The sequence below is a fragment of the Nocardioides sp. Soil805 genome, from assembly GCF_001429625.1.
GTDB lineage: Bacteria > Actinomycetota > Actinomycetes > Propionibacteriales > Nocardioidaceae > Nocardioides.
On record NZ_LMSU01000002.1, the window covers coordinates 706,849 to 733,407 of the forward strand.

Here is a 26,559-nt window from a genome sequence, read left to right on the forward strand (position 1 = left end):
TTATGGCTGTCAAGACCGTCAAGGTTGACTTCCCCGCCGACATCTTCGGCGTCGAGGTCAACGTCCCGCTGATCCACCAGGTCGTCGTGGCCCAGCAGGCCGCGGCCCGCCAGGGCACGCACAGCACCAAGCGTCGTGGGGAGGTGCGCGGTGGTGGCCGCAAGCCCTACAAGCAGAAGGGCACCGGCCGCGCCCGTCAGGGCTCGACCCGCGCTCCCCAGTTCGCCGGTGGTGGCATCGTGCACGGCCCCAAGCCGCGTGACTACGACCAGCGCACCCCCAAGAAGATGAAGGCCGCCGCCCTGCGCGGTGCCCTCTCGGACCGGGCCCGCAACGGTCGCATCCACGTCGTGGACGGCCTGGTCTCCGGTGACAAGCCGTCGACCAAGCTCGCGCTCACCTCGCTGGCCACGCTCAGCGACCGGGTGCGCTTCCTCGTGGTGCTCGAGCGCTCCGACGCGCTGACCTGGCTCTCGCTGCGCAACGCGCAGCAGGTGCACATCGTCGCCGTCGACCAGCTCAACACCTACGACGTGCTGGCCTCCGACGACGTCGTCTTCACGCAGGGCGCCTACGACGCCTTCGTGAACGGCACCGCCGCGAGCAGCACCACGGCCAAGGAGGACGACAAGTGAGCACCCTGCACAAGGACCACCGCGACATCCTGATCGCGCCGGTCGTCTCCGAGAAGAGCTACGGGCTCCTCGACGCCAACAAGTACACCTTCATCGTCCGCCCGGACGCCAACAAGACCGAGATCAAGATCGCGGTCGAGAAGGTCTTCAACGTCAAGGTGACCTCGGTCAACACGATCAACCGCCAGGGCAAGACCCGCCGTACCCGCACCGGGCTCGGCAAGCGCGCCAACACCAAGCGCGCCATCGTCAGCCTGGCTGAGGGTCACCGCATCGACATCTTCGGCCAGGTCGGCTGACCGCCGGAATAGGACTGATCACACATGGCAATCCGCAAGTACAAGCCGACCACCCCGGGCCGTCGTGGCTCCTCGGTGGCCGACTTCGTCGAGATCACCCGGACCACGCCGGAGAAGTCGCTGACGCGTCCGCTGCCCAAGAAGGGCGGCCGCAACAACCAGGGCCGGATCACCACCCGGCACCAGGGTGGCGGTCACAAGCGGGCCTACCGCATCATCGACTTCCGTCGCTACGACAAGGACGGCGTGCCGGCCAAGGTCGCTCACATCGAGTACGACCCCAACCGCACCGCGCGCATCGCGCTGCTGCACTACGCCGACGGCGAGAAGCGCTACATCGTGGCGCCGAAGGACCTGTCGCAGGGCACCGCGGTCGAGTCGGGCCCCAACGCCGACATCAAGCCGGGCAACAACCTCCCGCTGCGCAACATCCCCGTCGGTACGACGATCCACTGCGTGGAGCTGCGTCCCGGCGGCGGCGCGAAGATCGCCCGCTCGGCCGGCAACTCCGCCCAGCTCGTCGCCCGTGAGGGCAGCCGCGCCACGCTCCGCATGCCCTCGGGCGAGATGCGGTACGTCGACGTCCGCTGCCGCGCCACGGTGGGCGAGGTCGGCAACGCCGAGCAGTCCAACATCAACTGGGGCAAGGCCGGCCGCATGCGCTGGAAGGGCAAGCGCCCGACCGTCCGCGGTGTCGTCATGAACCCGGTCGACCACCCGCACGGTGGTGGTGAGGGCAAGACGTCCGGTGGTCGCCACCCGGTGTCGCCCTGGGGACAGCCGGAGGGCCGCACGCGCAAGCGCAAGGCCTCCGACTCCCAGATCATTCGTCGTCGCAAGTCCGGCAAGGGTAGGAAGTAACCGACATGCCTCGCAGCCTGAAGAAGGGCCCCTTCATCGACGACCACCTTCAGAAGAAGGTGGACGCCGAGAACGCGAAGGGCAGCCACAACGTCATCAAGACCTGGTCGCGCCGGTCGATGATCGTGCCCGACATGATCGGCCACACCATCGCCGTGCACGACGGTCGCAAGCACGTTCCCGTGTTCGTCACCGACTCGATGGTCGGTCACAAGCTCGGTGAGTTCGCACCGACCCGCACCTACAAGGGTCACGTCAAGGAAGACCGGAAGGGGAAGCGTCGATGAGTGTCACCGAGCGCCAGCGCACCAGCGCCCGCCGCGAGACCCTGCTGGGTGACCAGCCGGGTGCCTTCGCGGCCGCCCGCTACGTGCGCATCACCCCCATGAAGGCTCGCCGTGTCGTCGACATGGTCCGCGGTCTTCCCGTCGACGAGGCCCTGGCCCTGCTGCAGTTCGCGCCGCAGGCCGCCTCCGAGACCGTCTACAAGGTGCTGGAGAGCGCCGTCGCCAACGCGACGACCACCGAGGGCCTCGCCACCGACGACCTGGTCGTCTCGGTCGCGATGGTCGACGAGGGTCCGACCATGAAGCGCTGGCGTCCGCGTGCGCAGGGTCGAGCGACCCGCATCAACAAGCGCACCAGCCACATCACCCTCGCGGTGCAGCCGGCCGAGGTCGTCGCTGCCAAGTCCGTGAAGAAGAATGGAAGGGGTGCCTGATGGGCCAGAAGATCAACCCGAACGGGTTCCGTCTCGGCATCTCGACCGACCACAAGAGCCGTTGGTACGCCGACAAGCTCTACAAGTCGTACGTCGGCGAGGACGTCGCCATCCGCAAGCTGCTCTCCAAGGGCATGGAGCGGGCCGGCATCTCCAAGGTGGAGATCGAGCGCACCCGTGACCGCGTGCGCGTCGACATCCACACCGCGCGTCCCGGCATCGTCATCGGTCGCCGCGGCGCCGAGGCCGACCGCATCCGTGGCGAGCTCGAGAAGCTGACCGGTAAGCAGGTCCAGCTGAACATCCTCGAGGTCAAGCAGCCCGAGGTCGACGCCCAGCTCGTCGCCCAGGGTGTCGCCGAGCAGCTCGCCGGTCGCGTGCAGTTCCGTCGCGCGATGCGCAAGGCCATGCAGACCTCGATGCGCTCCGGTGCCAAGGGCATCCGGATCCAGTGCTCGGGTCGTCTCAACGGCGCCGAGATGTCGCGCACGGAGTTCTACCGCGAGGGCCGCGTCCCGCTGCACACGCTGCGTGCCGACATCGACTACGGCTTCTACGAGGCCAAGACGACCTTCGGCCGCATCGGCGTGAAGGTCTGGATCTACAAGGGCGAGGTCGCCGGCACCCGGGCCGAGCGCCAGGCGCAGGCAGCTGCCCGCGCCGGTGCGCCGGGCCGCGGCGGCAGCAACCGTCCCGCCCGTGGCGGAGAGCGCCCGAGCCGTGGCTCGCGCGCCGACCGTCCCACCCGCAGCGACCGTCCCGACGCTCCCGCGACCGAGGCTCCGGCCGAGGCGACCGCGGGCGCCGGCGAGGCTGCCTCCACCGGACAGGAGAGCTGACCACCATGCTGATGCCCCGTCGTGTCAAGCACCGCAAGCAGCACCACCCCAAGCGGACCGGTGCGGCCAAGGGTGGCACGAAGCTCGCCTTCGGCGACTTCGGCATCCAGGCGATCGAGGGTCACTACGTCACGAACCGTCAGATCGAGTCGGCTCGTATCGCCATGACCCGTCACATCAAGCGTGGCGGCAAGGTGTGGATCAACATCTACCCCGACCGCCCGCTGACCAAGAAGCCTGCCGAGACCCGCATGGGTTCCGGTAAGGGTTCCCCCGAGTGGTGGGTTGCCAACGTCAAGCCCGGCCGCGTCATGTTCGAGCTCTCCGGTGTCGACGAGGTGACTGCTCGTGAGGCCATGCGCCGCGCGATGCACAAGCTCCCGATGAAGTGCCGGTTCGTGTCCCGCGAAGCAGGTGAATTCTGATGGCAACAAGCAAGCTGAACGCCCACGAGCTCGACGAGCTCAACCCCGTCGACCTCGAGGACAAGCTGCGGGAGGCCAAGGAAGAGCTGTTCAACCTCCGCTTCCAGGCGGCCACCGGCCAGCTCGAGAGCCACGGCCGGCTCCGCACGGTCAAGAAGGACATCGCCCGGATCTACACCGTGGTGCGCGAGCGCGAGCTCGGCATCCGCGCCACCCCGGGCACGAGCACTGAAGAGGCAAGCGCATGAGCGAGACCACCGAGAGCACCCCGCGCAACTCGCGCAAGGTCCGCGAGGGCCTGGTCGTGAGCGACAAGATGGACAAGACCATCGTCGTCACCGTCGAGGACCGCGTGAAGCACGCCCTCTACGGCAAGGTGCTGCGCAAGACGTCGCGCCTCAAGGCCCACGACGAGGAGAACCAGTGCGGCGTCGGCGACCGGGTCCTGATCATGGAGACCCGTCCGCTGTCGGCCACCAAGCGCTGGCGCCTGGTCGAGGTCCTCGAGAAGGCCAAGTGACCTGAGGCCGTCGGCCCCCGGGCCGCCGGGCCTCGAGCTCAATCTTCCACACATCAGTTCGGCCAGGCTCGCTCCCCGCTGAGGGGGCGAGAACCAGCTCGACAACCAGGAGAAATCAATGATCCAGCAGGAGTCGCGACTCAAGGTCGCCGACAACACCGGTGCGAAGGAGATCCTGTGCATCCGTGTTCTCGGTGGCTCGGGCCGTCGCTACGCCGGCATCGGTGACGTCATCGTCGCCACCGTCAAGGACGCGATCCCCGGTGGCAACGTCAAGAAGGGCGACGTCGTCAAGGCCGTGGTCGTGCGCACCGTCAAGGAGCGCCGCCGTGCCGACGGTTCCTACATCCGCTTCGACGAGAACGCCGCCGTCATCCTCAAGAACGACGGTGAGCCCCGCGGGACTCGCATCTTCGGCCCCGTCGGTCGCGAGCTGCGCGAGAAGCGCTTCATGAAGATCATCTCGCTCGCCCCGGAGGTGTTGTGAGAGATGGGTAAGAACAGCATGAACATCAAGAAGGGCGACACCGTCAAGGTCATCGCCGGCAAGGACAAGGGCGCCCAGGGCAAGGTCATCACGGTGCTCCGCGAGGAGCAGCGGGTGATCGTCGAGGGTGTCAACCGCGTCAAGCGCCACACCAAGGCGGTCCAGGGCGGCAACACCGGCGGGATCATCACCGCCGAGGCGCCGATCCACGTCAGCAACGTGATGCTGGTCGAGGGTGACGACGTCACCCGCGTCGGCTTCCGTCGCGACGAGGTGACCAAGCGTCGCCCCGACGGCTCGACGTACTCCGCGGAGCGCTCCGTGCGCATCTCGCGCAAGACCGGGAAGGAGATCTGAGATGAGCGAGACCACCACCGAGAAGGTCGCCCCGCGTCTCAAGACCCGCTACCGCGAGGAGATCATCCCCGCGCTGCAGTCCGAGTTCGACATCAAGAACATCATGCAGGTCCCCGGTCTCACCAAGATCGTGGTCAACATGGGTGTCGGCGAGGCCGCGCGTGACTCCAAGCTGATCGAGGGCGCCATCCGCGACCTCACCGCGATCACCGGTCAGAAGCCGTCGGTCACGAAGGCCCGCAAGTCCATCGCGCAGTTCAAGCTGCGCGAGGGCATGCCGATCGGCGCGCACGTCACGCTGCGCGGCGACCGCATGTGGGAGTTCCTCGACCGCCTGCTCTCGCTGGCGCTGCCCCGCATCCGCGACTTCCGTGGGCTCTCGCCCAAGCAGTTCGACGGCCGCGGCAACTACACCTTCGGTCTCACCGAGCAGGTCATGTTCCACGAGATCGACCAGGACAAGATCGACCGGTCGCGCGGCATGGACATCACCGTCGTCACCACCGCGACCACCGACGACGAGGGTCGCGCGCTGCTGAAGCAGCTCGGCTTCCCCTTCAAGGAGAACTGACATGGCAAAGACTGCGCTCAAGGTCAAGGCCGCCCGCAAGCCCAAGTTCGCGGTGCGCGGCTACACCCGCTGCCAGCGCTGCGGTCGTCCCAAGGCGGTCTACCGCAAGTTCGGCCTGTGCCGCATCTGCCTGCGGGAGATGGCGCACCGGGGCGAGCTGCCCGGCGTGACCAAGTCCTCTTGGTGACCTGTCCTCCTTCCTCACCCCTTCTAAAACGATCGCTGCAGGTCGCGCCTGAGATGCAGGCGCGAAACCACGGTGGAGAAAGGGCCTCACGGCCATGACGATGACTGACCCGATCGCAGACATGCTCACGCGTCTGCGCAACGCCAACCAGGCGTTCCACGACGAGGTGTCGATGCCTTACAGCAAGATGAAGGCCGGCCTCGCCGAGATCCTCCAGCAGGAGGGCTACATCACGTCGTTCGACGTCAAGGAGCCTTCCGAGGGCGAGGTCGGCAAGACGCTGACCGTCACCCTCAAGTACGGCCGCAACCGCGAGCGTTCCATCGCTGGCGTGCGCCGCATCAGCAAGCCCGGTCTCCGGGTCTACGCCAAGCACACGGGTCTTCCCAAGGTGCTCGGCGGACTCGGCGTGGCGATCATCTCGACCAGCCAGGGCCTGCTCACCGACCGTCAGGCGAACCAGAAGGGCGTGGGCGGCGAAGTCCTCGCCTACGTCTGGTGACCCCGGACCTCTGAGACCAAGAAGGAGATAGAGAAGCATGTCGCGCATTGGCAAGCTCCCCATCACGGTCCCGTCCGGTGTCGACGTCGCGATCGACGACGCGCTGGTGACCGTCAAGGGCCCCAAGGGCACGCTGAGCCACACCGTGGCCCAGCCCATCACCGTGGCCAACGAGGACGGCGTCCTCCAGGTGACCCGACCCAACGACGAGCGTGAGAGCCGTTCGCTCCACGGTCTGACCCGCACCCTGATCAACAACATGGTCGTGGGTGTCACCGAGGGCTACGAGAAGAAGCTCGAGATCGTGGGCGTGGGTTACCGCGTGCTGCCCAAGGGCCCCACGCAGCTCGAGTTCCAGCTCGGCTACAGCCACCCGATCGTGTTCGACGCCCCCGAGGGAATCACGTTCACCACCGAGGGCCCGACCAAGCTCGGCGTCGTCGGTATCGACAAGCAGCTGGTCGGTGAGGTCGCGGCCAAGATCCGCAAGCTGCGCAAGCCGGAGCCCTACAAGGGCAAGGGCGTCCGTTACTCCGGCGAGCACATCCGCCGCAAGGTCGGAAAGGCTGGTAAGTGACCATGGCGATCTCGCTGTCCAACAACAAGCACACCGCCGCACGCGTCAAGTCGCGCCTGCGTCGTCAGGTCCGGGGTCGCAAGCGCGTCTCCGGCACCGCCGAGCGCCCGCGCCTGGTCGTCACCAAGTCGGCCAAGCACCTCACGGTGCAGGTCGTCGACGACCTGCAGGGTGCGACGCTCGCCTACGCCTCCACCATGGAGGCCGACGTGCGCGCCACCGAGGGTGACAAGACCGCCAAGGCCAAGAAGGTCGGCGAGCTGGTTGCCGAGCGTGCCAAGGCCCAGGGTGTCGGTTCGGTCGTCTTCGACCGCGCCGGCAACAAGTACCACGGTCGCATCGCGGCCCTCGCCGACGCCGCCCGTGAGGGCGGACTGTCGTTCTGATCGCCGAACCAGTTTTTCGAAAGAGGAGAATCTCATGAGCGGAGCCCAGCGCGGACAGCGTGGTGGCGAGCGCCAGGGCAACGACCGTCGCGGACGCGACAACGGTCGGGGCCAGGGTGCTGAGAAGACCGCCTACATCGAGCGCGTCGTTGCGATCAACCGAGTCGCCAAGGTCGTGAAGGGTGGACGTCGCTTCAGCTTCACCGCCCTCGTGATCGTGGGCGACGGCGACGGTCTGGTCGGCGTCGGCTACGGCAAGGCTAAGGAAGTTCCTGCGGCGATCGCCAAGGGTGTCGAGGAGGCCAAGAAGCACTTCTTCAAGGTCCCCCGCATCCAGGGCACCATCCCGCACCCGGTCCAGGGCGAGAAGGCAGCGGGCGTCGTCCTGCTGCGCCCCGCGTCCCCCGGTACCGGTGTCATCGCCGGTGGCCCGGTGCGCGCGGTGCTCGAGTGCGCCGGCATCCACGACGTGCTGAGCAAGTCGCTCGGCTCGTCGAACCAGATCAACATCGTGCACGCGACCGTCGAGGCGCTGCGGATGCTGGAGGAGCCCGAGGCCGTGGCGGCTCGCCGTGGCAAGCGGGTCGAGGACGTCACCCCGGCTGCGATCCTGAAGGCCCGCGAGGCCGGTCGCGAGGAGGCTGCTGCGGCAGCCGCTGCGGGGGTGTCCTCCTGATGGCACAGCTCAAGGTCCAGCAGAAGCGCGGACTGGTCGGCCTCAAGGCCAACCAGCGCGAGACGCTGCGCTCGCTCGGTCTCAAGCGGATCGGCGACGTGGTCGTCAAGGAAGACCGCCCGGAGATCCGGGGCATGGTCAACACAGTCCGTCACCTCGTGACGGTCGAGGAGGTCGACTGACATGACGCTCAAGCTGCACCACCTCCGGCCGGCTCCCGGCTCCAAGACCGCCAAGACCCGTGTGGGTCGCGGTGAGGGCTCCAAGGGCAAGACCTCCGGTCGCGGTACCAAGGGCACCAAGGCCCGCTACCAGGTCCCCGTCGCCTTCGAGGGTGGCCAGATGCCGATCCACATGCGTCTGCCCAAGCTCAAGGGCTTCAAGAACCCCTTCAAGGTCGAGTTCCAGGTCGTCAACCTCGACAAGCTGAACGAGCTCTTCCCGCAGGGTGGGGCCGTCTCGGTCGAGGACCTGGTCACCAAGGGCGCGGTCCGCAAGGGCCAGCCCGTCAAGGTGCTCGGCCAGGGCGACATCTCGGTGGCCGTGCAGGTCTCCGCCGATGCGTTCTCGGGCTCCGCCAAGGAGAAGATCGAGGCTGCGGGCGGCACCACCACGGTGGTCTGAGGCCCGTCCTCGACACATTGACGAACACAGGCCCGGCCTGGCAGTGGGAACTGTCGGGCCGGGCCTCATCGTTCACCGGGGTACGACCTCGACAGGCGACTGTTAGGCTTCCCCGGGCCTCCACGCAGGTGTGTGGGGGCGTAGTCCGCCGAGACGGGGACCAGACCTTGTCACGGCACCAGTAACCGAAAGGCCTATCCTGTGCTAGGCGCGTTCGCCAACGCTTTCCGCACGCCGGACCTGCGGCGCAAGCTGCTGTTCGTCCTGCTGATCGTCACGATCTTCCGGCTCGGCTCCCAGGTGCCGACCCCGGGCGTCAACGTCGCCAACGTGCAGGCGTGCCTCAGTGACGTGGAGTCCAACGGCCTCTACCAGCTCGTCAACCTGTTCTCCGGTGGCGCGCTGCTCCAGCTGACGATCTTCGCGCTGGGGATCATGCCCTACATCACCGCCAGCATCATCCTGCAGCTGCTCGTCGTGGTGATCCCACGGCTCGAGGCGCTGAAGAAGGAGGGCCAGGCGGGCCAGACGAAGATCACCCAGTACACCCGCTACCTCACGCTCGGCCTCGCGCTCCTGCAGGCCACCGGCATCGTCGCGCTCGCCCGGTCGGGCAACCTGCTGCAGGGCTGCAGCCGCGACCTGCTGCACAGCGACGGCACCGCGACGTTCCTCACGATGGTGCTGACCATGACGGCCGGCACCGCGGTCATCATGTGGCTCGGCGAGCTCATCACCGACCGCGGCATCGGCAACGGCATGTCGATCCTCATCTTCACCCAGGTCGTCGCGACCTTCCCGGGCTCGCTCTGGCAGGTCCAGCAGACCCAGGGCTGGTGGGTCTTCGGCATCGTGATGGTCATCGGCCTCGTCCTGGTCGCCGCGGTGATCTTCATCGAGCAGGCGCAGCGACGCATCCCGGTGCAGTACGCGCGCCGCATGGTGGGGCGCAAGATGTTCGGCGGCTCCTCGACGTACATCCCGCTCAAGGTCAACCAGGCCGGCATCATCCCGGTGATCTTCGCGTCGTCGCTGCTCTACCTGCCGGCGATGGCCGTGCAGTTCAACCAGACGAGCAGCTCTCCGGTGATCTCCTGGATCAACCGCTACCTCGTGGGCGGCGACCACCCGCTCTACATGGCGATCTACTTCGGCCTCATCATCTTCTTCACGTACTTCTACGTCTCGATCACCTTCAACCCCACGGAGGTCGCTGACAACATGAAGAAGTACGGCGGCTTCATCCCCGGGATCCGGGCGGGCAAGCCGACCGAGGACTACCTGTCCTACGTCCTGTCCCGCATCACGTTCCCCGGAGCGCTCTACCTCGGCATCATCTCCCTGGTGCCCCTGATCGCCTTCGCCCTGATCAACGCCAACCAGAACTTCCCGTTCGGCGGCACCTCGATCCTCATCATGGTCGGGGTCGCGCTGGACACGGTGAAGCAGATCGAGAGCCAGCTCCAGCAGCGCAACTACGAAGGGTTCCTGCGTTAATGAGGCTGATCATCATGGGCCCGCCCGGGGCCGGCAAGGGCACCCAGGCCAAGTTCATCGCCGAGCACTTCGGGATCCCGGCGATCTCCACCGGGGACATCTTCCGCGCCAACGTCTCGCGCGGCACCGAGCTCGGTGTCGAGGCCAAGCGCTACATGGACGCGGGGGAGTACGTCCCGGACGAGGTCACCAACCTGATGGTGCGCAACCGCATCGACGAGCCCGACGCGGAGCCCGGCTTCATGCTGGACGGCTACCCGCGCACCCTCGCGCAGGTCGAGGAGCTCGACGGGATGATCAAGCACACCGGCCACGCCCTCGACGCGGTCGTCGTCCTGACGGTCGACCAGGAGGAGGTCGTGCAGCGGCTCCTCCAGCGCGCCGAGACCGAGGGCCGCGCCGACGACACCGCCGACGTCATCCGACGCCGCCAGGAGATCTACGGCGAGGAGACGGCCCCGCTCATCGAGGTGTACCGGGACCGCGGCCTGCTCATCGAGGTCGACGGCCTCGGTGAGGTCGACGAGGTCACCCGCCGCATCTTCGACGCGCTCGACGTCGTACCCCAGAGCTGAGACAGGGCCCGGGGTGTTCGCCAACCGGGGCCTGGAGATCAAGACCCCGGCCCAGATCGACCAGATGAGGGTCAGCGGCCTGCTCGTGGGCCGCACCCTCGAGCTGCTGCGCGACGCCGCGCGCCCGGGCGTCACGACGGGGGACCTCGACCGGCTGGCCGAGACCCACATCCGCGACCACGGCGGCATCCCGTCGTTCAAGGGCTACAGCCACCCGCCGTTCCCGGCCACCATCTGCGCGTCGGTCAACGACGAGGTCGTCCACGGCATCCCGGGCGACCGGGTGCTGCAGGACGGGGACGTGGTGTCCATCGACTGCGGGGCCATCGTCGACGGCTGGCACGGCGACGCCGCGATCACCGTGCCGATCGGCGACGTGGCCGCCGAGACCCTCGAGCTGCTGCGGGTCACCGAGGAGTCCCTCTGGCGCGGTCTGGCCGCCGCCCACCTCGGCGGGCGGGTCAGCGACATCGGCCACGCGATCGAGGGCTACGTGCGCACCCAGGGTCACTACGGGATCCTCGAGGACTACACCGGCCACGGCATCGGCACCGAGATGCACATGGCGCCCAACGTCCCCAACTACGGCAAGCGCGGCAAGGGACCGACCCTCGTCGAGGGCCTGGCCCTCGCGGTCGAGCCGATGGTGACGCTGGGCAGCAAGGAGACGGACCTGCTCGAGGACGAGTGGACGGTCGCCACCGTGGACGGGTCGATGGCCGCCCACTTCGAGCACACCTTCACCCTCACCCCGGCAGGGGCGTGGGTGCTCACCGCCGTGGACGGCGGTGCGGCCCGGCTCGCGGAGCTCGGCGCGGCGTACGGCGGCCGCTGAGCGGTCGGTTCGACCGGGGCGCTCGCACCATGACAGACTGAGCCCCACCAGGAGGGGAGTATTCCCCCGCGGTGGTGTCGTCAGTACGGCGCGAGTCCTAGCTCGCTCCCGGTGCCATCGGCCCCGGCGGCCACGGCTGCGGAGCGGAAGAGACCTCCGGCTTGACCGCCCGGCGCGGTGCCGGTGCCGTACACCCCCCTACCCCTCCTGAGGAGCAACCTCGTGGACGTACCCACCTGGGTCTGGATCGCCACCTTCGCGGTGACCGTCGTCATCTTCACCTTCGACCTGGCCGTCGTCGGTCGGCGCCCGCACGAGCCGAGCATGAAGGAGTGTGCGACGTACCTGTCGGTCTACGTCGGCCTCGCGCTGATCTTCGGCCTGGGGGTCTGGTACACCTCCGGCGGGACGTTCGCGCTGGAGTTCTACTCAGGCTGGCTGGTGGAGTACTCGCTGTCGATCGACAACCTGTTCATCTTCATCATCATCATGAGCAAGTTCGCGGTGCCGCGTGAGCTGCAGCAGTACGCGCTGATGGTCGGCATCGTGATGGCGCTCGTGATGCGGGCGATCTTCATCTTCGTCGGCGCCGCGGCCATCAACAACTTCAGCTGGGTGTTCTACCTGTTCGGCCTGTTCCTGATCTACACCGCCGTCAAGCTGGCCAAGGAGGGTGCGGAGGACGAGGACGACGAGTTCGAGGAGAACCGCCTCGTCGAGTGGGTCGAGAAGCGCTTCCCGGCCACCAAGGAGTGGCACGGCCGGAGCATCTTCACCCACGAGGACGGCAAGCGCCTGATCACGCCGCTGTTCATCGTGATCATCACCCTCGGCACCACCGACCTGCTCTTCGCCCTGGACTCGATCCCGGCGATCTTCGGCATCACCAAGGAGCCCTACCTGGTGCTCACGGCCAACATCTTCGCGCTGATGGGCCTGCGCCAGCTGTACTTCCTCATCGGCGGCCTGCTCCAGCGCCTGATCTACCTGTCCTACGGACTCGCGTTCCTGCTGGCCTTCATCGGCGTCAAGCTGATCCTGCACGCGATGCACGAGAACGAGCTGCCCTTCATCAACGGCGGCGAGCACATCTCGTGGGCGCCCGACATCCCGATCTGGCTCTCGCTGGTGGTGATCGTCGCCACCCTCGCGGTGACCGCGGTGGTCTCGCTGTGGGCGTCGAGCCGGATGTCCGCGGCGGAGCAGGACGCCTCGACCGGCCCCCGCCGCGACTGGGAAGACGGCTGACCCGGGTCACGGACCCGTCGTCCTGACTGCGTGCCCGTCGGCTCAGCCGGCGGGCACGCACTCGTTGCTGGCGGGGGACTCGGCGCCGCCGCGCACGAGGCGCACCTCGACGCAGACCTCGTCGGGGCTGCGCACCAGCACCTGGTTGCGCTCGGTGCGCTGCACGTCGCCGGAGTCCAGGCGCTGCCAGACCCACGTGTCACCCGGCTCGACCTCGTCGCGCGTCTGCCAGCGGAAGACGACGCCGGCTGCCGTGCGGGTGCCGGTGATCGAGGGAGCGGACGTGAGGCCGTGGGGGAGCAGGTCCGAGGGGGTGGTCTCCGAGGGCGTGGTCGGGGTCCCGGCCTCCGGGTCGTCGGGGCGCTCGCCGCCCTGCATCAGCAGCGCGGCGACGGCGACGGCGACGGTGACGACGCCGGCCACGGCCCATACGACGGCCCCGACTCCGCGGGGTCGCTCGTCCTCGGCAGCCTGCTCCTCGGCCTGCGCCGAGGCGATGCGGCGGGGACCCGAGGCGGAGATGACGGTGACGGCCTTCATGACCGTCCGGTCCTCCTCGGGCTCCGGCGCCACGGCACGGACCGTGGAGTCCGGGCGGTCGCCCTCGACCGCCACGGCGGTGCGCGACCACCCGGCGGCGGACTCGATCTGCTGGAGGCTGCGGGCGAGCTCGAGGGCGCTCTGGGGCCGGTGCGCCGGCTGCTTGGCCAGGCACTGCTGCAGCAGCCGGTCCAGGGCCGGCGGCACGTCGGAGCGCTGCGTCGCCGGGGGAGCGGCGTGCAGGATGCGGGCGCTCAGGGCGCGGGTGGAGTTGTCGCCCGACGGGATGGAGAACGGCGAGCGGCCCACGAGGAGGTGCCAGATCGTCGCGCCGAGGGAGTAGACGTCGGAGGCCACCGAGCCGTTGGACCGGCCGTCGAGCAGCTCGGGCGGCGACCAGGGGTAGGAGATCCGGACGTCGCTCTCGCCCTCGATGTCGGCCATGTGGCCCGCGATCCCGAAGTCGGTCAGCGCCGGCTCGTGGTACGTCGTGACCAGCACGTTGCTCGGCTTGATGTCGCGGTGCAGGATGCCGGAGCGGTGCGCGGTCTCGATCGCGCTGGCGAGCTTGATGCCGGTCGCGACCGCGTCGACCACCGGCATCGGGTTGGACCGCACCCGGATCCCGAGGTCCGGCGGCGGGCAGTAGCGCATCACGAGGTAGGGGCGGCCGCCGTCCTGGGTCACGCCGGCGGTGATCACCGAGACGATGTAGGGGTGGTCGGCGAGCCGGGCCATGGCGTTGGCCTCGGCGGTGAAGAGCTGCTTCTCGCGGTCGTTGAGGGGTACGTCGGGGCGCACGACCTTGACGGCGACGCGCTGCCGCGGCCACTGCTGCTCGTAGAGGAAGACGTCGGCGAACCCGCCGCTCCCGAGATGCTCGACGAACTGGAACCCCGGGATGACCGGGGCGCTCACCGCTCGCCCACCGCGCCGGCCGCAGGTCCGGACTCGAAGCGCACCTCGTAGACCTCCGCGAGGTCGAGCGACGCGCCGGGCTCCAGCACGTAGGCCTCGTGGGCGCGCATGCGTTCGGGTTCGCGTCCGGGCATGGTGAGCATCGTGCCACCCCGGGAGTCGAGGTCGCGGGCGAGCACCTGCCAGCCGTCGAGCTCGATGTGCAGGTGCATCCGCGACACGAAGGTGTGGTCGGAGGGCAGGTGCACGAGGTGCGGCCAGTCGCCGGCCCCCTCGACGGGGGCCGGCTTGCGGCCCAGCACGACGCCGCGGTCCAGCGGGACCACCTCGCCGGTGGGCAGGCGCAGTCCGCCCAGCGGGGGACGGTCCACGCGTCGCGGCTCCTGGGGTGCGACGCGCTGGCGGCACACCCGGCACGAGGGCTGGGACGGTGACGTGAGATGTCCCTGGGGGCAGCTGACCGCGAGCACCGTCTCGGTCGTCCCGTGGCGCAGGTGCGGGGCCGGGGCCGGCCGGTGGACGGTCGCCCCGTCGTGGTCGTCGGGGCCGTCGGGGCCGGGGGACGGCTCGGCGTCCTGCGCGGGGTGGATCGTGGTGTGACCCCCCTGCAGGATGCGCTCCATGAACGCGGGGTCGGGCTCGGTCGTGTCGGGCAGGGACCCGGTGTCCTCGGCGGCGCGGACCGGCTCGACGGGACGCCGTGGCCGCGCCGGCGGCGGTCCCTCGGGTCCCTTCGCGGCGAGGATCGCCTCGGGGATCCCGTCGATCATCCCGGGCGCCGGGGCCGGAGCGGGTGCGGCCGCGGACGGCGCGGGCGCGGTCCGGTGGGCCAGCGGGCGGATCTCGGCCCGGGACGCGGCGACCACTCCCGCCACGAGACGCCGGGTGGGCAGGAGCTCCCCGGGGTCCGCCCCGCCGTCGAGGGACAGGATGCGGTCGCCGCCCAGCACCCGCACGTGGCCACGGCCACGGGAGACGCTCGAGGACCCGCCGGAGGACAGGTCGACCACGGCCAGCGCCGGGGGGTCGCCCTCGAAGGCCTTCTCGAGGACGGCGATGACCTCCTCGGTGACCGACCCGGTGACCGGGTGGGTCTGCGTGAGAAGCGCCCACACCTGCTCGAGCACCTCGTCGTCGCGCGGATCGGCGACCAGGACCCAGTGGTCGCCGGCTCCCAGCAGGACACCGTCCCCTGCGGCGTACCTGGTCTCCACGACCACGAGCCTCTCCTCACTCGCCAGTGCCCCGCTGACTAGTCCGATAGTGTCATCCCTCGGGGCCCCAGCGTGCCACTCCTGCTCAACTTGTCGGCTGCGCGTGCTGTACCTAGGCTCCATCCTGCGCCGTCGGGGGACGGACACACACACCGCGGTAGGGGATGCCAGTGGCTCGGGTCGGCTTCATGCGACGGCACCGCACGGCCATCGCGTCCAACGCCGCGCTCGCGGTGGCGGCCGGTGCCGTGCTCGCCTACGCGGTGTCCGCCGACGGCTACCAGGCGCACGAGGCCGAGCTCAACGACGGCGGTATCTGGGTCGTCAACAGCAAGGACGGCCTGTTCGGCCGGATCAACAAGCCGATCAACCAGCTCGACAGCGTCGTCTTCGCCGATCGCAGCGACCTGCCCCTCGACATCGTCCAGGACGGCGCCGCGGTGCTGGCGGTCGACGAGCGGGCCAGCACCGCCCAGCTGATCAACCCCGTCACCTCCGAGCTCGAACCCACCGGCCGCATCTCGGTGCCCTCGGCGGGTGACCTCCAGCTGGCCGGCGGCACCCTCGCGGCCGTGGACGCCGAGACCGGCGGCTACTGGGCCGCCCGGGTCGACACGCTGACCGGCAGGTCGCTGGTGACCGAGGTCGACCGCCAGTCCGACCCCGTCGACGAGGTCGGCGAGGGCGCCGCCCTGGCGGTCAGCCAGGCGGGCACCGTGGTCGTGACCTCGCCGACCGACGGCACCGTCACCTACCTGGTCCCGAGCGAGACGAAGTTCGCCGAGCCGCGCACCGAGGACCTCCCCGGGTCCGCGGGTGAGCCCTCCGCGGTGACGACCGTCGGCGACACCGTCGTCACCCTCGACGCGGACCACGGGGTGCTCGCCGTGCTCGGCGGGGCCACGGCCAGCGTCCCCGAGGGCAGCGTGCTCCAGCAGCCCGGTCCGGACGCGGACACCGTCCTGGTCGCCGACCGCGGCAGCCTGACCAGCGTCGACCTGACCTCCGGCGACACGACCGTGGTCGCGGAGGGAGTCAACGGGCAACCCGCCGAGCCCGTCCGCCTCGGCGCCTGCCAGTACGCCGCGTGGTCCGGCGGTGCGGGCACCGTGGCGGTCCGCTGCGGCGACGACGAGCCCACCATCACGACCCTCGGCGGCAAGGGCCGCTCCCTCGCCTTCCGGGTCAACCGGGGCCAGATCGTGCTCAACGACGGCACCACGGGGACCGTGTGGGAGGTCGACGACCTCGAGCCCCAGAAGATCGACAACTGGAACGCGTTCACCGCCTCCAAGGAGGTCGAGGACGAGGACGAGGAGAACGAGGAGCAGAGCGACGGCGACCGGCGCCCGCCCAAGGCCGAGCCGGACCGGTACGGCGCGCGCCCGGGTCGCACGACCGTGCTGCACCCCCTGGACAACGACTCCGCTCCCGAGGGGCGCCTGCTGAGCATCGTCGAGGTCGAGGACCCTGCGGGGGACGCCCGGGCCGAGATCAGCCCCGACGGGCAGACGATCGTGCTCTCGATGCCCGAGCGCGCCCGCAGCACCTCCTTCGAGTACTACATCGACGACGGCCGCGACACCGCTGCGCACGCCAGCGTGACCGTCTCCGTCCGGGAGGGTGCCGACAACCAGGCCCCCGAGCCCCGCAACGGCTACAAGCCCCGCACCTGGCGGGTTCCCGCCGGGGGTGCCCTGTCGGTGCCCGTGCTGGCCGACTGGCGCGACGACGCGGACGGCGACACCGTCGTGCTCGACTCCGCGACCGCGATCGGCGGCGAGCAGTCGGGGGCCGTGGCCCGCACCACCTCCGACGGCCGGGTGCGCCTCACCGCCCCCCGCGAGGGCGGCGAGCCCGTGCAGGTGGCCTACTCCGTCACCGACGGGCGCTCGGCCCCGGTCCGGCGCACCATGACCTTCCAGGTCCAGGGCAAGCTCGACCAGGAGTCCTTCCCGGCGACCGCCGAGCCCGACGTGGTGCGCGGTGAGGTGGGCCAGCCGATCAAGATCAGGCCCCTGCTCAACGACCTGCCCGGTTCGGACCCCGCCTCGCCCAACGCCGAGCTGGCCCTCGGCGGCAAGCTCCCGGGCCAGGCGGGCGCCACGATCCGCACCGACACCGAGAACGGCATCATCACCTTCACCGGCGACCGGGCCGGGACGTTCTTCCTGGACTACGACGCGGCGTACGGCAACGCACCGCTCGACGGCAGCACGATCCGCGTCGACGTGCAGCCGGCCCGCGGCGACCGTGCCCCGATCGCGATGCCCGACACGCTCACGGTCTACGGCCAGTCGGCCGCCATCGTCGACGTGCTCGCCAACGACCTCGACCCCGCCGGTGGCCTCCTGGCCGTGCAGCGGGCGGTGGCCGACGACCCCGACCAGCTCGACGTCGCGATCATCGACGGTCGCTGGCTGCGCATCTCCGCGCGCCAGGGCTCGCTCTCGCCCAACCCGCAGCTGGTGTCCTACACGATCAGCAACGGCACGCTGTCCGGTGTCACGGGTGAGGTCTCGGTGAGCCTGCGCCCCGTGCCCGCCGACAACTCACCCGTCACGGCCGGCGACCGGGTGACCGTGCGCGCGGGCACCTCCGTGACCGCGCCCGTCCTCGACAACGACCTGTCGCCCTCGGGCGACCGGCTCTCCCTGGTCGGGGACGTCGTGGAGGACTCCCCGGGCGAGCTCGAGGTGATCGGTCCGCTCGACCTGAAGGGCGACGTGGGGCGGGCCTTCGTCGCCGGCCGCACCGTCCGCTACGTCGCCCCGGTCGGCCTCGCGGAGCGCGACACGTTCCAGGTGCCCTACATCGCCGTCAACACGACCGGGGAGACCTCGCCGGGGCGGCTCCTCGTCACCGTGATCCCCGCGGACGCACCCAACACCGCCCCCGAGCCGCCGACCCTGGAGTCGCGGGTCGTCTCCGGTGACAAGGTCAAGGTCCGGCTGCCGGGCAGCGGCGTCGACCCCGACGGCGACCCCGTGACCATCGCGGGCATCACGTCCGCGCCGCGCAAGGGCCGCCTGGTGTCGTTCGGCGGCAACTACCTGGAGTACCAGGCATACCCGCGCACGTCCGGCACCGACGAGTTCGCCTACTCGGTGGTGGACACCCAGGGCGGGTTCGCGACGGGCACCGTGCGCATCGTCGTCGTACCCCAGGAGGAGCCGCAGAACCCCCTGGCCGTCAACGACCAGCTCACGGTCCAGCCGGGGCGCACCGCGACCTTCGACCCGTTGTCCAACGACTACGTCGCTCCCGGCGACGACGTGCGCATCGAGCTCGTGGACCCACCGGAGGGCGTCGAGCTCGACCCCGAGACCAGCCTGGTCACCGTCCCGGCCCCGGAGCGCGTCGACGCCCCGGCGGTGTCGGTCGTCTACGCGATCACCAACGGCCTCGCGAGCTCGCGAGCGGTCATCAAGCTCGAGACCGCCGCCGACATCAACAACCCCCCGGTCGTGTACGACGCGTTCGGACGCGCCGAGGACAGCGAGAGCGTCACGGTCGGGGTGCTCGAGGGTGCCTACGACCCGGACGGCTCGAGCGAGGACCTCACCGTCGCGGAGGTGCTCGGCGACCCCGCGGTGGCGCGGATCGACGGGGACCGGATCAAGGCCAACCGCGCCGCCGCTCCGCAGGTCGTCCCCTTCCGGGTCGAGGACGGCGACGGCGCGTCCGCCACGGCGTCGCTCTACGTGCCGTCGACCGGCACCGGCGTCCCCTACGTCAAGCCCGGCGCGCGGATCGAGCTCGACCGTGGGGGCGACTACAGGGGCAAGCTCGACGACTTCATCGCCAACCCGTCGGGGGGCTCGCTGCGCCTGACCGGGAAGCGCGCCGTGAGCGCCTCACCGGCGAACCTGACGCCGGAGGCGGACGGCGAGCGCGGCTTCACGATCTCCTCCGACGCCGACTACCGGGGTCCGGGCGCCCTGCTGCTCGAGATCACCACCGCCACCGACCCGAGCGGCAACGAGGACCCGCAGGACCCCACCGACGGCTACACCGCACTGCTCTCGGTCCCGGTGCAGGTCGGTGACGACACCCCGGAGCTGACGTGCCCGGAGTCGACCATCCCGATCTCGGCCGGTCAGGTCTACGACCTCGACATCGCCTCCCTGTGCAACGTCTGGACCCTGGACCCCGCGGCCGCGGCCGGGCTCGACTACCAGGGCGCCTTCACGCAGGCCGTCGACGGGGTGTCGGTGAGCGGCAACGGCAGCCCCGTGCTGCGCGTCAGCGCCGCGGAGGACGCCACCGAGGGCGGCACGGCCGTCCTGTCGATCACCGCCGGGGACAGCAACGCCGAGGAGATCCGCTTCCAGCTCGACGACGCCCCGCCGCCCTCGCTGCTGCCGATCCCGGTCGACGACCTCGAGGCCGGGCAGTCGCGCACCCTCGACCTCGCGCCGTACCTCGAGCCGGGCGTCTCCCGGCCCGACCCGACCGTGGTCTCCATCGAGCCCGTCGACGGTGCCGGGGTCAGCGCGAGCCGCAGTGGTTCGTCGGTGACGCTCAAGGCGGGACCGGACGCCCAGGGGACCTCGACCTTCCGGGTCGTGATGAGCGACGTCGCCGACTCCGACAGCCCGCAGCGCACCGCCGAGGGCCGCATCCAGTTCGCGGTGCGGGGCACCCCCGGCGCCCCGGGACCGCCGCGGCCCTACCCGGCCCTGCAGTCCAACAAGATCTCCATGGGATGGACGCCCCCCAGCGACGACGGCGGCTCTCCCATCACCGGCTACGAGGTCCAGGAGCTGCGCAACAACAAGACGATCATCTGCCGGACCAACGAGTGCGACTTCGGCGGGCTCGAGAACGACAGGGCCTACCGGTTCAAGGTCCGGGCCATCAACAAGATCGGGCGTGGCGACTGGAGCCCCGTCTCCAAGTCGGCCTTCGCCGACACCCAGCCGGGTCGTGTGGACGACATCCGCATGACGGGCCGCGGCGACCACACCATCACCGTCGCCTGGAAGCCGCCCACCACCCGGACGTCCAAGGTCGTCAGCTACACGGTCTCGTGGCAGGGGGCCCAGCCCCAGACGGTGCCGGGCAGCCAGACCTCGTTGACGGTCGGCGGGCTGGACAACAACACGCAGTACTCGTTCACCATCAAGGCGCTCAACAAGGTCGACTACTCGGCGCCGCGCACCTCCGACCCCTTCCAGCCGTTGGGCACGCCGGCACCTCCCGGCGCGCCGGCCCTGGCCGACCTCGAGACCGGGGTGGCGCAGACGTCGGTGCGCCTCACCTGGCCCTCGACCCTGCCGGAGGGGCCGGGACCCACGCTCTACACCGCCTACTACGCCACCGCCGCCGGGACGCAGCCCGTCCCGGGGTGCGCACGCATCCAGGCGACCACCTGCATCCACTCCGGCATCGCCTACGACGGCACCACCTACTCCTACTCGGTGCGCGCGCACAACATCGAGAAGACGTCGGGACCCAGCCAGCCCTCGGCCTACCAGGCGGTGGGCAGGCCCGCCAACTGGGGCTCCTGGACCGTCGCCCCGACCGGGGCCGACCAGCAGGTCCGCGTGGACGCCGTGGCCCCGGACCCGCGCGGCAAGACGGCGCGCGCCGCGATCCTCGTCGGGGGAGTGGTCGCCTGGGAGGGCAACGTGGCCGCCGGCCAGGCCATCTCCCAGGTCGTGTCCACCCAGGGCAACGGGACGCCGTACCAGGTGCAGCTGCGCCTGTGCAACGAGTTCGCGGCGCAGCGCGGGTGCAGCACCTCGGACACCAAGACGGTGCAGAGCTACGGGCCGCTGCGCTCGGAGCACCTCGGAAATCCTGCGGTCACCTCGGTCTCGGGCAAGTCGATCGGCTTCTCGGTCTCCGGCAGCGGCAACGGGCGACCCGTCCGGCTGTCGGTCTCCGTCGTGGGCCCCGGCAACCGCGTCTACCTCCAGACGACCCGCGACCTGGGGGCGACGCCGTTCAGCGAGGACTTCAGCGTCGCCACGGACACGTTCGAGGAGGACGTGAACATCTACGCCAAGATCGTGGACCCCGGCCTGGCGCGCGGTGAGGTCAACACCGGTACCAAGGCCACGTCCGGGACCGCGCCGCCTCCGGCGATCTCGTTGTCGCGCAGTGCGTGCAGCGACGACAGCGCCTCCGGGCTCCCGTCGTGCGGCGGCAGCTTCCTCGGCGGTCAGTGCAAGGGCGCGACCTGCGGGTTCCTCGTCATCACCACCAACGACATGAACCGGGCCTACCGCTGCAACATCTCCAACTCCCTGCGGCCCCTGCAGGGCTACACGCGCGACTTCGGCTCCAACGGCTCGAACAAGACCGACATCGTGTACGACGCCGGCTTCGTCACGGCGACGTGCGACGAGACCAGCGGCAACAGGGAAGCCGGCACCACCACGTGGGAGTGGAAATGATGCGCCGACCCCTCACCCTCCGACCCCCCATCACCCGAGGAGCACGATGACGATCTCGCACGAGCAGGCCGACTGGTTCAAGGAGACCTTCGACCAGCTGACCGACAACATGGAGAAGGCCGTGCTGGGCAAGCGCCACGTGGTGCGCCTGGCGCTGACCTGCCTGCTCTCCGAGGGCCACATCCTGCTCGAGGACTTCCCCGGGACCGGCAAGACGATGCTGGCCCGCGCGCTGGCCAACACGGTCCAGGGCAGCCACGCCCGCATCCAGTTCACCCCCGACCTGCTGCCGTCGGACGTCACCGGGGTGACCGTCTACGACCAGCACAAGGGGACCTTCGACTTCCACCCCGGCCCGATCTTCCACACGATCGTGCTGGCGGACGAGATCAACCGGGCCTCGCCGAAGACCCAGTCGGCCCTGCTCGAGGTGATGGAGGAGAGCCGCGTCACCATCGACGGCGTCGCCCACTCGGTCGGCAAGCCGTTCCTCGTCATCGCCACCCAGAACCCGATCGAGCAGGCCGGTACCTACCGGCTCCCCGAGGCCCAGCTGGACCGGTTCCTGATGAAGACCTCGATGGGCTACCCCGACCGGGCCGCGACGGTGGAGCTGCTGGTCAACGCCGCCGTGCGCGACCGGGCCTCGCTGGTCACCCCGGTGATCACCGCGGCGACGATCTCGCAGATGAGCGGTCTCGCCGACCAGGTGTACGTCGACCCGGCCGTGATCGGCTACGTCGCCGAGCTCGCCGAGGAGTCCCGTCGCCAGCCGCACGTCAAGCTCGGCCTGTCGCCCCGCGGCTGCCTGGCCTTCATCCGGGTCGCCAAGACCTGGGCGGCGGCCGACGCCCGCGACCACGTCGTGCCCGACGACATCAAGGAGCTCGCCGAGCCGGTGCTCTCGCACCGCCTCCTCCTCGACGCCGAGGCGCAGTTCAGCGGGGTGAGCGTGCAGACCGTCATCGGTCGCCTGCTCGACGCCGTCTCGCCCCCCACGGACCGGGTGGCCTGAGCGGACGATGGAGCGCGTCAAGGAGCTGCTGACGATCGTCCGCCCCACGGGCTGGCTGGTCCTCGGCATCGGAGCGGGGGCGGCGTACGTCGCTGCCCTCGCGGGCTGGAGGGAGATGGCCGTGCTGGCGGCCGCCTGCCTGCTGCTGCTCGCGCTCGCCGCGCCCTTCCTGCTCGGTCGCACCTCGGTCGACGTCGACCTCCGGCTCGAGCCCGAGCGCGTCGCCGCCGGTGACTCGGTCGCGGCCGGTGTCCTGGTGCGCAACGTCGCGTCCGGACGGCTGCTGCCGACCACGCTCGAGGTGCCGGTGGGCTCCTCGACCCACCGCTACGGCATCGGGTCGTTGCCGGCCGGGGGAGTGCACGAGGAGTCGTTCACCATCCGCACCGAGCGCCGCGGCGTCATCCGGGTCGGGCCGGCCACCACCCGTCGCGGCGACCCGATCGGCATCTTCTCCCGCGACATGGTCTGGACGCCGGTGCGCGAGGTGCTCGTGCGCCCGCCGATGGTGCCTCTGGACTCGCTGGGCGCCGGGCTGCTGCGCGACCTCGAGGGCGTCTCCACCGACGCGGTCTCCCAGAGCGACCTGGCCTTCCACGCCCTGCGCGAGTACGTCCCGGGTGACGACCTGCGACACATCCACTGGCGCTCCTCGGCCAAGGTGATGGCCTCGACGGGGGAGTCCTCCCTGCTGGTGCGCCAGTACCTCGACACCCGTCGCAGCCACGCCGCCCTCGTCGTCGACGACCAGCGTGGCTCCTGGAGCAACGACGAGGTCTTCGAGGAGGCGATGTCGGTGGCGGCGTCGATCGCGGTCCGCGCCGTGCTCGACGAGTTCGACGTCTCCTTCGTGTGCGGCGAGACCGCGTCGACGGGCTCGGACGGGCACCTGGCGCTCGACGCGGTCTGCCGGGCCGACTTCGGCGACACCGGCATCGTGGCCGCCAGCCGGCGCGCGACCGCGGTGGCCCCCGACTGCAGCCTGCTCTTCCTCGTGGGCGGCCGGGACACCTCCTTCACCGACATGCTGCGGGGCTCGGCCGCCTTCCCGCCCGAGGTACGTCGCTTCGCCGTGGTGCTCGACCCCGAGGGCACCAGTCGGGTCACCGAGACCGGTGGCCTGCCGGTCCTGCACCTCGCCGCCAAGGAAGACCTCGGCGGCCTGCTCCTCTGGAGCCTTCGATGAGCCACGTCGACACCCGGACGCGCACGCGTCCCAGCCACCTCGTCCCCGACGGCCACGCCGTCGTGGACCTGGTGTTCGTGCTGCTGCTCACCGGCGTCGCGCTCAGCGGCCTGGCCACGTCGTTCACCGGGTGGTCGTTCCTGGTCATCGGCATGCTGGGTGCGGTCATCGCGGTCGGCGTGACCCACCTGTGCCGCGCGGTCGGCTGGCCGCTCGTCGCCCCCGTGCTCATCCTCACGGTCGTGTTCTTCCTGCTCGGCGGCCCGTTGTGCCTGCGGTCGGTGGGGGACACCGCCTTCGTCCCGGGAGGGCCGACGCTCTCCAAGCTCGTCGACCAGGCGATCTTCGGGTGGAAGGACCTGCTCACCACCCTGCCGCCCGTGGACGGCGACGGCCCCCTGCTCGTGCTGCCCTGGCTGCTCGGCATCGTCGCCGGCGTCCTGGGCACGACGCTGTCGCACGTGCACCTGCGGCGGTCGTGGCTGACGGCGCTGCTGCCGGTGCTGGGGCTGACCGCCGTGCTGGCCGCCGTGATCCTCCTCGGGGTCCGCCACCCGCAGTCCCTCGCCGTGCAGGGGTCGGTCTTCGCCGCGCTCGCCCTGGGCTGGCTCGCGCTGCGCTCGCGCCGGGCCTCGGCCACGGTGCACGGCGGCACCTCCGGCTGGGGGCGGTTGCTGGTCGGAGCCGGGCTGGTCGCGCTCGCGTCGGCGCTCGCCGTACCCGCCTCGGCGTTGGTCATGGGCGACGACGACGGCGAGCGCGCGGTGGTGCGCAACTGGGTGGAGCCGCCGTTCGACATCGGCCGTTACCCCTCGCCCCTGGCGGGCTTCCGCAAGTACGTCGACCTGCTCGGCAGGGACGACCGGGCCAACGTCTACGACCGCACCCTGTTCACCGTCGACGGCGCCCCCGTCGGGACCCGCGTGCGCATCGCGACCATGGACCACTACGACGGCATGGTGTGGGGAGCCACCGACGACGCGCTGCCCGAGCCGGCCTCCGACTCCTTCCAGCGGGTGTCGTCGACGATCGACAACCCGGTCGACGGCGATCGCGTGGAGGCCACCGTCACCATCGGCGAGGGGTACGACGCCCCGTGGCTGCCGACCATCGGTGCCCTCCAGTCCCTGGACTTCCGCACCGGGGACCCCGACGGCAAGGCGGAGGTGTTCCGCTACAACCTCGCCACCTCGACGGCCGTGGTCCCCACCGGGTTGCACGAGGGGGACACCTACTCCTTCAGCGCCGTGGTGCCCGACGACTCGCTCGACGCGACCACGGTCGCCTCGAGCGCGGCGGTGCCGCCGCCCGACGGCACGGCGTTCCTCAAGACGCCCGCCGCCCAGTGGACGGGCAGGGCGACCACGCCGATGGAGCGGGTCTACGCGATCGCCGAGCACCTGCGGACCGAGGGCAAGTACTCCGACGGCGTGCGCAAGTCCGAGCAGGTCTACCACCCCGGCCACAGCATCCAGCGGTTGTCCGACGGCTTCGTCCAGGCCCAGCAGCTGGTGGGCAACGACGAGCAGTACGCCGCGCTGATGGCGCTCCTCGCGGGCGAGGTCGGGGTGCCCGCGCGGGTCGTGCTCGGCGCCGAGGTGCCCGAGGGCGGCGTCGTCACCGGCAAGGACGTCTCGGCGTGGGTCGAGCTCCGGGCCGCGGACGGGTCGTGGCGGACCCTGCCGACCGAGGCCTTCATGTCCGACGAGCCGCCCGCCGACCAGCTGCCCGAGACCAACACCCCGATGACCGGGACCGTCGTGCCGCCGCCCGCGCCCATCCCGCCCCCGTCGGACGCCGGGGACCAGAGCGACGCGGACCTCAAGGAGCGCAAGGCGGACAAGAAGGACGCCGACGACGAGGACGAGGAGTCCGTCGTCGACCGTCTGCCCGGCTGGATCGTCGCCGTCGCGACGTACGTCGGCGGTCCCCTGCTCGCGGTCCTGCTCGTCGTCGCCTCCATCATCGGCCTCAAGCTGCTGCGCCGACGACGCCGCCGGACCGCGGCCAGCGTCTCGGCACGCTTCGTGGGAGCCTGGCGCGAGCTCGTCGACCACGCCCGCGACCTCGGACAGCCGGTTCCCCTGGGACCGACCGTCACCCGTCGCGAGCAATCCGGTTCGATCGGGACCGAGCAGGCGCCCTCCCTGGCCCGCCGGGCGGACGGCTTCGTCTTCGGTCCGGCCACCCCCGACCCCGAGGCGGCCGCGACCTTCTGGGAGACTGTCGATGCCGAGCGCCGTTCGATGTCGCAGTCCGTGGGCCGCCGTCAGCGCCTGCTCGCCGCCGTCAACCTGCGGTCGCTGCGCCCGACCGGGCCCCGCGTGCGTGGGATGCGGTCCCGCCCGCGCTGATTGGTCTTTTCGGAGAGCGCGAGACTAAACTGGCGTGTCGGCCCAACGTGGGTTGTGTTTCGTGGTGCCTCGCGGCTGCCGGAAGCGCCTCGACCGCTCGCAGGAG

29 protein-coding genes are annotated in these 26,559 nt (G+C 70.3%); 27 read left to right on the plus strand and 2 right to left on the minus strand.

Annotated features, from left to right (window positions below; translation table 11 throughout):
- Positions 1-2: 2 nt before the first annotated feature.
- The 23 genes from rplD (at position 3) to ASG94_RS13995 (ending at position 12,822) form a co-directional block, all read left to right on the plus strand.
- A complete protein-coding gene (gene rplD, locus ASG94_RS13885) occupies positions 3-635 on the plus strand; it encodes a 50S ribosomal protein L4 (RefSeq protein WP_056927017.1) in 633 nt (210 codons plus the stop codon).
- Positions 632-934 carry a 50S ribosomal protein L23 gene (rplW, locus tag ASG94_RS13890; protein ID WP_056887115.1) on the plus strand — a complete coding sequence of 101 codons (303 nt, stop codon included), beginning with the start codon at positions 632-634 and terminating at the stop codon, positions 932-934. Before rplD ends, rplW begins: the two co-directional genes overlap by 4 nt.
- A gap of 24 nt (positions 935-958) precedes the next feature.
- Positions 959-1,795, plus strand: coding sequence for a 50S ribosomal protein L2 (rplB, locus tag ASG94_RS13895; protein ID WP_056927018.1), 837 nt, complete (start codon positions 959-961; stop codon positions 1,793-1,795).
- Positions 1,796-1,800: 5 nt separating this feature from the next.
- Positions 1,801-2,082, plus strand: coding sequence for a 30S ribosomal protein S19 (gene rpsS, locus ASG94_RS13900; RefSeq protein ID WP_056887117.1), 282 nt, complete (start codon positions 1,801-1,803; stop codon positions 2,080-2,082).
- Positions 2,079-2,516, plus strand: coding sequence for a 50S ribosomal protein L22 (gene rplV, locus ASG94_RS13905; RefSeq protein WP_056927019.1), 438 nt, complete (start codon positions 2,079-2,081; stop codon positions 2,514-2,516). Before rpsS ends, rplV begins: the two co-directional genes overlap by 4 nt.
- Positions 2,516-3,355: a 30S ribosomal protein S3 gene (rpsC, locus tag ASG94_RS13910; protein WP_056927020.1), complete on the plus strand. Its 840-nt coding sequence runs from the start codon at positions 2,516-2,518 to the stop codon at positions 3,353-3,355. Before rplV ends, rpsC begins: the two co-directional genes overlap by 1 nt.
- A gap of 5 nt (positions 3,356-3,360) precedes the next feature.
- On the plus strand, positions 3,361-3,780 hold the full coding sequence (rplP, locus tag ASG94_RS13915) for a 50S ribosomal protein L16 (protein ID WP_056927021.1): 420 nt from the start codon (positions 3,361-3,363) through the stop codon (positions 3,778-3,780).
- A complete protein-coding gene (gene rpmC, locus ASG94_RS13920; RefSeq protein WP_056927022.1) occupies positions 3,780-4,028 on the plus strand; it encodes a 50S ribosomal protein L29 in 249 nt (82 codons plus the stop codon). Before rplP ends, rpmC begins: the two co-directional genes overlap by 1 nt.
- Complete coding sequence (gene rpsQ / locus ASG94_RS13925; protein WP_056927023.1) at positions 4,025-4,300, plus strand: 30S ribosomal protein S17; 276 nt, start codon at positions 4,025-4,027, stop codon at positions 4,298-4,300. Before rpmC ends, rpsQ begins: the two co-directional genes overlap by 4 nt.
- 118 nt (positions 4,301-4,418) lie before the next feature.
- Positions 4,419-4,787 (plus strand): 50S ribosomal protein L14, encoded by a 369-nt coding sequence (gene rplN, locus ASG94_RS13930; RefSeq protein ID WP_056599693.1) that lies wholly within the window; start codon positions 4,419-4,421, stop codon positions 4,785-4,787.
- Between the two features lie 3 nt (positions 4,788-4,790).
- Positions 4,791-5,144, plus strand: coding sequence for a 50S ribosomal protein L24 (rplX, locus tag ASG94_RS13935; RefSeq protein ID WP_056927024.1), 354 nt, complete (start codon positions 4,791-4,793; stop codon positions 5,142-5,144).
- Between the two features lies 1 nt (position 5,145).
- Positions 5,146-5,715, plus strand: a complete 570-nt coding sequence (gene rplE, locus ASG94_RS13940; RefSeq protein ID WP_056927025.1) for a 50S ribosomal protein L5 — start codon at positions 5,146-5,148, stop codon at positions 5,713-5,715.
- A gap of 1 nt (position 5,716) precedes the next feature.
- Positions 5,717-5,902 carry a type Z 30S ribosomal protein S14 gene (locus ASG94_RS13945; protein WP_011757321.1) on the plus strand — a complete coding sequence of 62 codons (186 nt, stop codon included), beginning with the start codon at positions 5,717-5,719 and terminating at the stop codon, positions 5,900-5,902.
- Between the two features lie 94 nt (positions 5,903-5,996).
- Positions 5,997-6,404, plus strand: a complete 408-nt coding sequence (rpsH, locus tag ASG94_RS13950; protein WP_056927026.1) for a 30S ribosomal protein S8 — start codon at positions 5,997-5,999, stop codon at positions 6,402-6,404.
- Between the two features lie 37 nt (positions 6,405-6,441).
- Positions 6,442-6,981, plus strand: coding sequence for a 50S ribosomal protein L6 (rplF, locus tag ASG94_RS13955; RefSeq protein ID WP_056927027.1), 540 nt, complete (start codon positions 6,442-6,444; stop codon positions 6,979-6,981).
- Positions 6,982-6,983: 2 nt separating this feature from the next.
- Positions 6,984-7,367 carry a 50S ribosomal protein L18 gene (rplR, locus tag ASG94_RS13960; RefSeq protein WP_056927028.1) on the plus strand — a complete coding sequence of 128 codons (384 nt, stop codon included), beginning with the start codon at positions 6,984-6,986 and terminating at the stop codon, positions 7,365-7,367.
- A gap of 34 nt (positions 7,368-7,401) precedes the next feature.
- Entirely contained in the window at positions 7,402-8,043 is a 642-nt protein-coding gene (rpsE, locus tag ASG94_RS13965) for a 30S ribosomal protein S5 (RefSeq protein ID WP_056927029.1), read from the plus strand.
- Complete coding sequence (gene rpmD, locus ASG94_RS13970) at positions 8,043-8,225, plus strand: 50S ribosomal protein L30 (protein ID WP_056887130.1); 183 nt, start codon at positions 8,043-8,045, stop codon at positions 8,223-8,225. The genes rpsE and rpmD overlap by 1 nt, the downstream gene beginning before the upstream one ends.
- Before the next feature lies 1 nt (position 8,226).
- The gene (gene rplO / locus ASG94_RS13975; RefSeq protein ID WP_056927030.1) at positions 8,227-8,667 is read left to right on the plus strand and encodes a 50S ribosomal protein L15; all 441 of its coding nucleotides are present in this window, start codon (positions 8,227-8,229) and stop codon (positions 8,665-8,667) included.
- A gap of 201 nt (positions 8,668-8,868) precedes the next feature.
- Positions 8,869-10,164, plus strand: coding sequence for a preprotein translocase subunit SecY (gene secY, locus ASG94_RS13980; RefSeq protein ID WP_056927031.1), 1,296 nt, complete (start codon positions 8,869-8,871; stop codon positions 10,162-10,164).
- Positions 10,164-10,739 (plus strand): adenylate kinase, encoded by a 576-nt coding sequence (locus tag ASG94_RS13985; protein ID WP_056927032.1) that lies wholly within the window; start codon positions 10,164-10,166, stop codon positions 10,737-10,739. Before secY ends, ASG94_RS13985 begins: the two co-directional genes overlap by 1 nt.
- Before the next feature lie 13 nt (positions 10,740-10,752).
- Positions 10,753-11,574, plus strand: coding sequence for a type I methionyl aminopeptidase (gene map, locus ASG94_RS13990; RefSeq protein ID WP_082624181.1), 822 nt, complete (start codon positions 10,753-10,755; stop codon positions 11,572-11,574).
- Positions 11,575-11,796: 222 nt separating this feature from the next.
- Positions 11,797-12,822 (plus strand): TerC family protein, encoded by a 1,026-nt coding sequence (locus tag ASG94_RS13995; RefSeq protein WP_056927033.1) that lies wholly within the window; start codon positions 11,797-11,799, stop codon positions 12,820-12,822.
- Positions 12,823-12,864: 42 nt separating this feature from the next.
- Here ASG94_RS13995 and ASG94_RS14000 read toward each other — a convergent pair whose 3' ends face one another.
- Both ASG94_RS14000 and ASG94_RS21725 read right to left on the minus strand, forming a co-directional pair.
- A complete protein-coding gene (locus ASG94_RS14000) occupies positions 12,865-14,280 on the minus strand; it encodes a serine/threonine-protein kinase (RefSeq protein WP_056927034.1) in 1,416 nt (471 codons plus the stop codon).
- The gene (locus ASG94_RS21725) at positions 14,277-15,494 is read right to left on the minus strand and encodes an FHA domain-containing protein (RefSeq protein WP_156411582.1); all 1,218 of its coding nucleotides are present in this window, start codon (positions 15,492-15,494) and stop codon (positions 14,277-14,279) included. The genes ASG94_RS14000 and ASG94_RS21725 overlap by 4 nt, the downstream gene beginning before the upstream one ends.
- 170 nt (positions 15,495-15,664) lie before the next feature.
- Between ASG94_RS21725 and ASG94_RS14010 the strand changes: the two genes are divergently transcribed.
- From ASG94_RS14010 to ASG94_RS14025, 4 genes are read left to right on the plus strand one after another with little or no spacing between them, the layout of a single operon-like run.
- On the plus strand, positions 15,665-21,898 hold the full coding sequence (locus ASG94_RS14010; RefSeq protein ID WP_056927036.1) for an Ig-like domain-containing protein: 6,234 nt from the start codon (positions 15,665-15,667) through the stop codon (positions 21,896-21,898).
- A 46-nt stretch (positions 21,899-21,944) separates the two neighbouring features.
- On the plus strand, positions 21,945-22,913 hold the full coding sequence (locus ASG94_RS14015) for an AAA family ATPase (protein WP_056927037.1): 969 nt from the start codon (positions 21,945-21,947) through the stop codon (positions 22,911-22,913).
- 7 nt (positions 22,914-22,920) lie between these two features.
- Positions 22,921-24,099, plus strand: a complete 1,179-nt coding sequence (locus ASG94_RS14020) for a DUF58 domain-containing protein (protein WP_056927038.1) — start codon at positions 22,921-22,923, stop codon at positions 24,097-24,099.
- A complete protein-coding gene (locus ASG94_RS14025) occupies positions 24,096-26,453 on the plus strand; it encodes a DUF3488 and transglutaminase-like domain-containing protein (protein WP_056927039.1) in 2,358 nt (785 codons plus the stop codon). The genes ASG94_RS14020 and ASG94_RS14025 overlap by 4 nt, the downstream gene beginning before the upstream one ends.
- Positions 26,454-26,559: the final 106 nt, after the last annotated feature.

Excerpts from the sequence above, each read along its gene's own strand:
- rplD (WP_056927017.1), top strand. The coding sequence starts at position 3 with ATGGCTGTCAAGACCGTCAAGGTTGACTTCCCCGCCGACATCTTCGGC.
- rplB (WP_056927018.1), top strand. The coding sequence starts at position 959 with ATGGCAATCCGCAAGTACAAGCCGACCACCCCGGGCCGTCGTGGCTCC.
- rpsS (WP_056887117.1), top strand. The coding sequence starts at position 1,801 with ATGCCTCGCAGCCTGAAGAAGGGCCCCTTCATCGACGACCACCTTCAG.
- rplV (WP_056927019.1), top strand. The coding sequence starts at position 2,079 with ATGAGTGTCACCGAGCGCCAGCGCACCAGCGCCCGCCGCGAGACCCTG.
- rpsC (WP_056927020.1), top strand. The coding sequence starts at position 2,516 with ATGGGCCAGAAGATCAACCCGAACGGGTTCCGTCTCGGCATCTCGACC.
- rplP (WP_056927021.1), top strand. The coding sequence starts at position 3,361 with ATGCTGATGCCCCGTCGTGTCAAGCACCGCAAGCAGCACCACCCCAAG.
- rpmC (WP_056927022.1), top strand. The coding sequence starts at position 3,780 with ATGGCAACAAGCAAGCTGAACGCCCACGAGCTCGACGAGCTCAACCCC.
- rpsQ (WP_056927023.1), top strand. The coding sequence starts at position 4,025 with ATGAGCGAGACCACCGAGAGCACCCCGCGCAACTCGCGCAAGGTCCGC.
- rplN (WP_056599693.1), top strand. The coding sequence starts at position 4,419 with ATGATCCAGCAGGAGTCGCGACTCAAGGTCGCCGACAACACCGGTGCG.
- rplX (WP_056927024.1), top strand. The coding sequence starts at position 4,791 with ATGGGTAAGAACAGCATGAACATCAAGAAGGGCGACACCGTCAAGGTC.
- rplE (WP_056927025.1), top strand. The coding sequence starts at position 5,146 with ATGAGCGAGACCACCACCGAGAAGGTCGCCCCGCGTCTCAAGACCCGC.
- ASG94_RS13945 (WP_011757321.1), top strand. The coding sequence starts at position 5,717 with ATGGCAAAGACTGCGCTCAAGGTCAAGGCCGCCCGCAAGCCCAAGTTC.
- rpsH (WP_056927026.1), top strand. The coding sequence starts at position 5,997 with ATGACGATGACTGACCCGATCGCAGACATGCTCACGCGTCTGCGCAAC.
- rplF (WP_056927027.1), top strand. The coding sequence starts at position 6,442 with ATGTCGCGCATTGGCAAGCTCCCCATCACGGTCCCGTCCGGTGTCGAC.
- rplR (WP_056927028.1), top strand. The coding sequence starts at position 6,984 with ATGGCGATCTCGCTGTCCAACAACAAGCACACCGCCGCACGCGTCAAG.
- rpsE (WP_056927029.1), top strand. The coding sequence starts at position 7,402 with ATGAGCGGAGCCCAGCGCGGACAGCGTGGTGGCGAGCGCCAGGGCAAC.
- rpmD (WP_056887130.1), top strand. The coding sequence starts at position 8,043 with ATGGCACAGCTCAAGGTCCAGCAGAAGCGCGGACTGGTCGGCCTCAAG.
- rplO (WP_056927030.1), top strand. The coding sequence starts at position 8,227 with ATGACGCTCAAGCTGCACCACCTCCGGCCGGCTCCCGGCTCCAAGACC.
- ASG94_RS13985 (WP_056927032.1), top strand. The coding sequence starts at position 10,164 with ATGAGGCTGATCATCATGGGCCCGCCCGGGGCCGGCAAGGGCACCCAG.
- ASG94_RS14015 (WP_056927037.1), top strand. The coding sequence starts at position 21,945 with ATGACGATCTCGCACGAGCAGGCCGACTGGTTCAAGGAGACCTTCGAC.
- ASG94_RS14020 (WP_056927038.1), top strand. The coding sequence starts at position 22,921 with ATGGAGCGCGTCAAGGAGCTGCTGACGATCGTCCGCCCCACGGGCTGG.
- ASG94_RS14025 (WP_056927039.1), top strand. The coding sequence starts at position 24,096 with ATGAGCCACGTCGACACCCGGACGCGCACGCGTCCCAGCCACCTCGTC.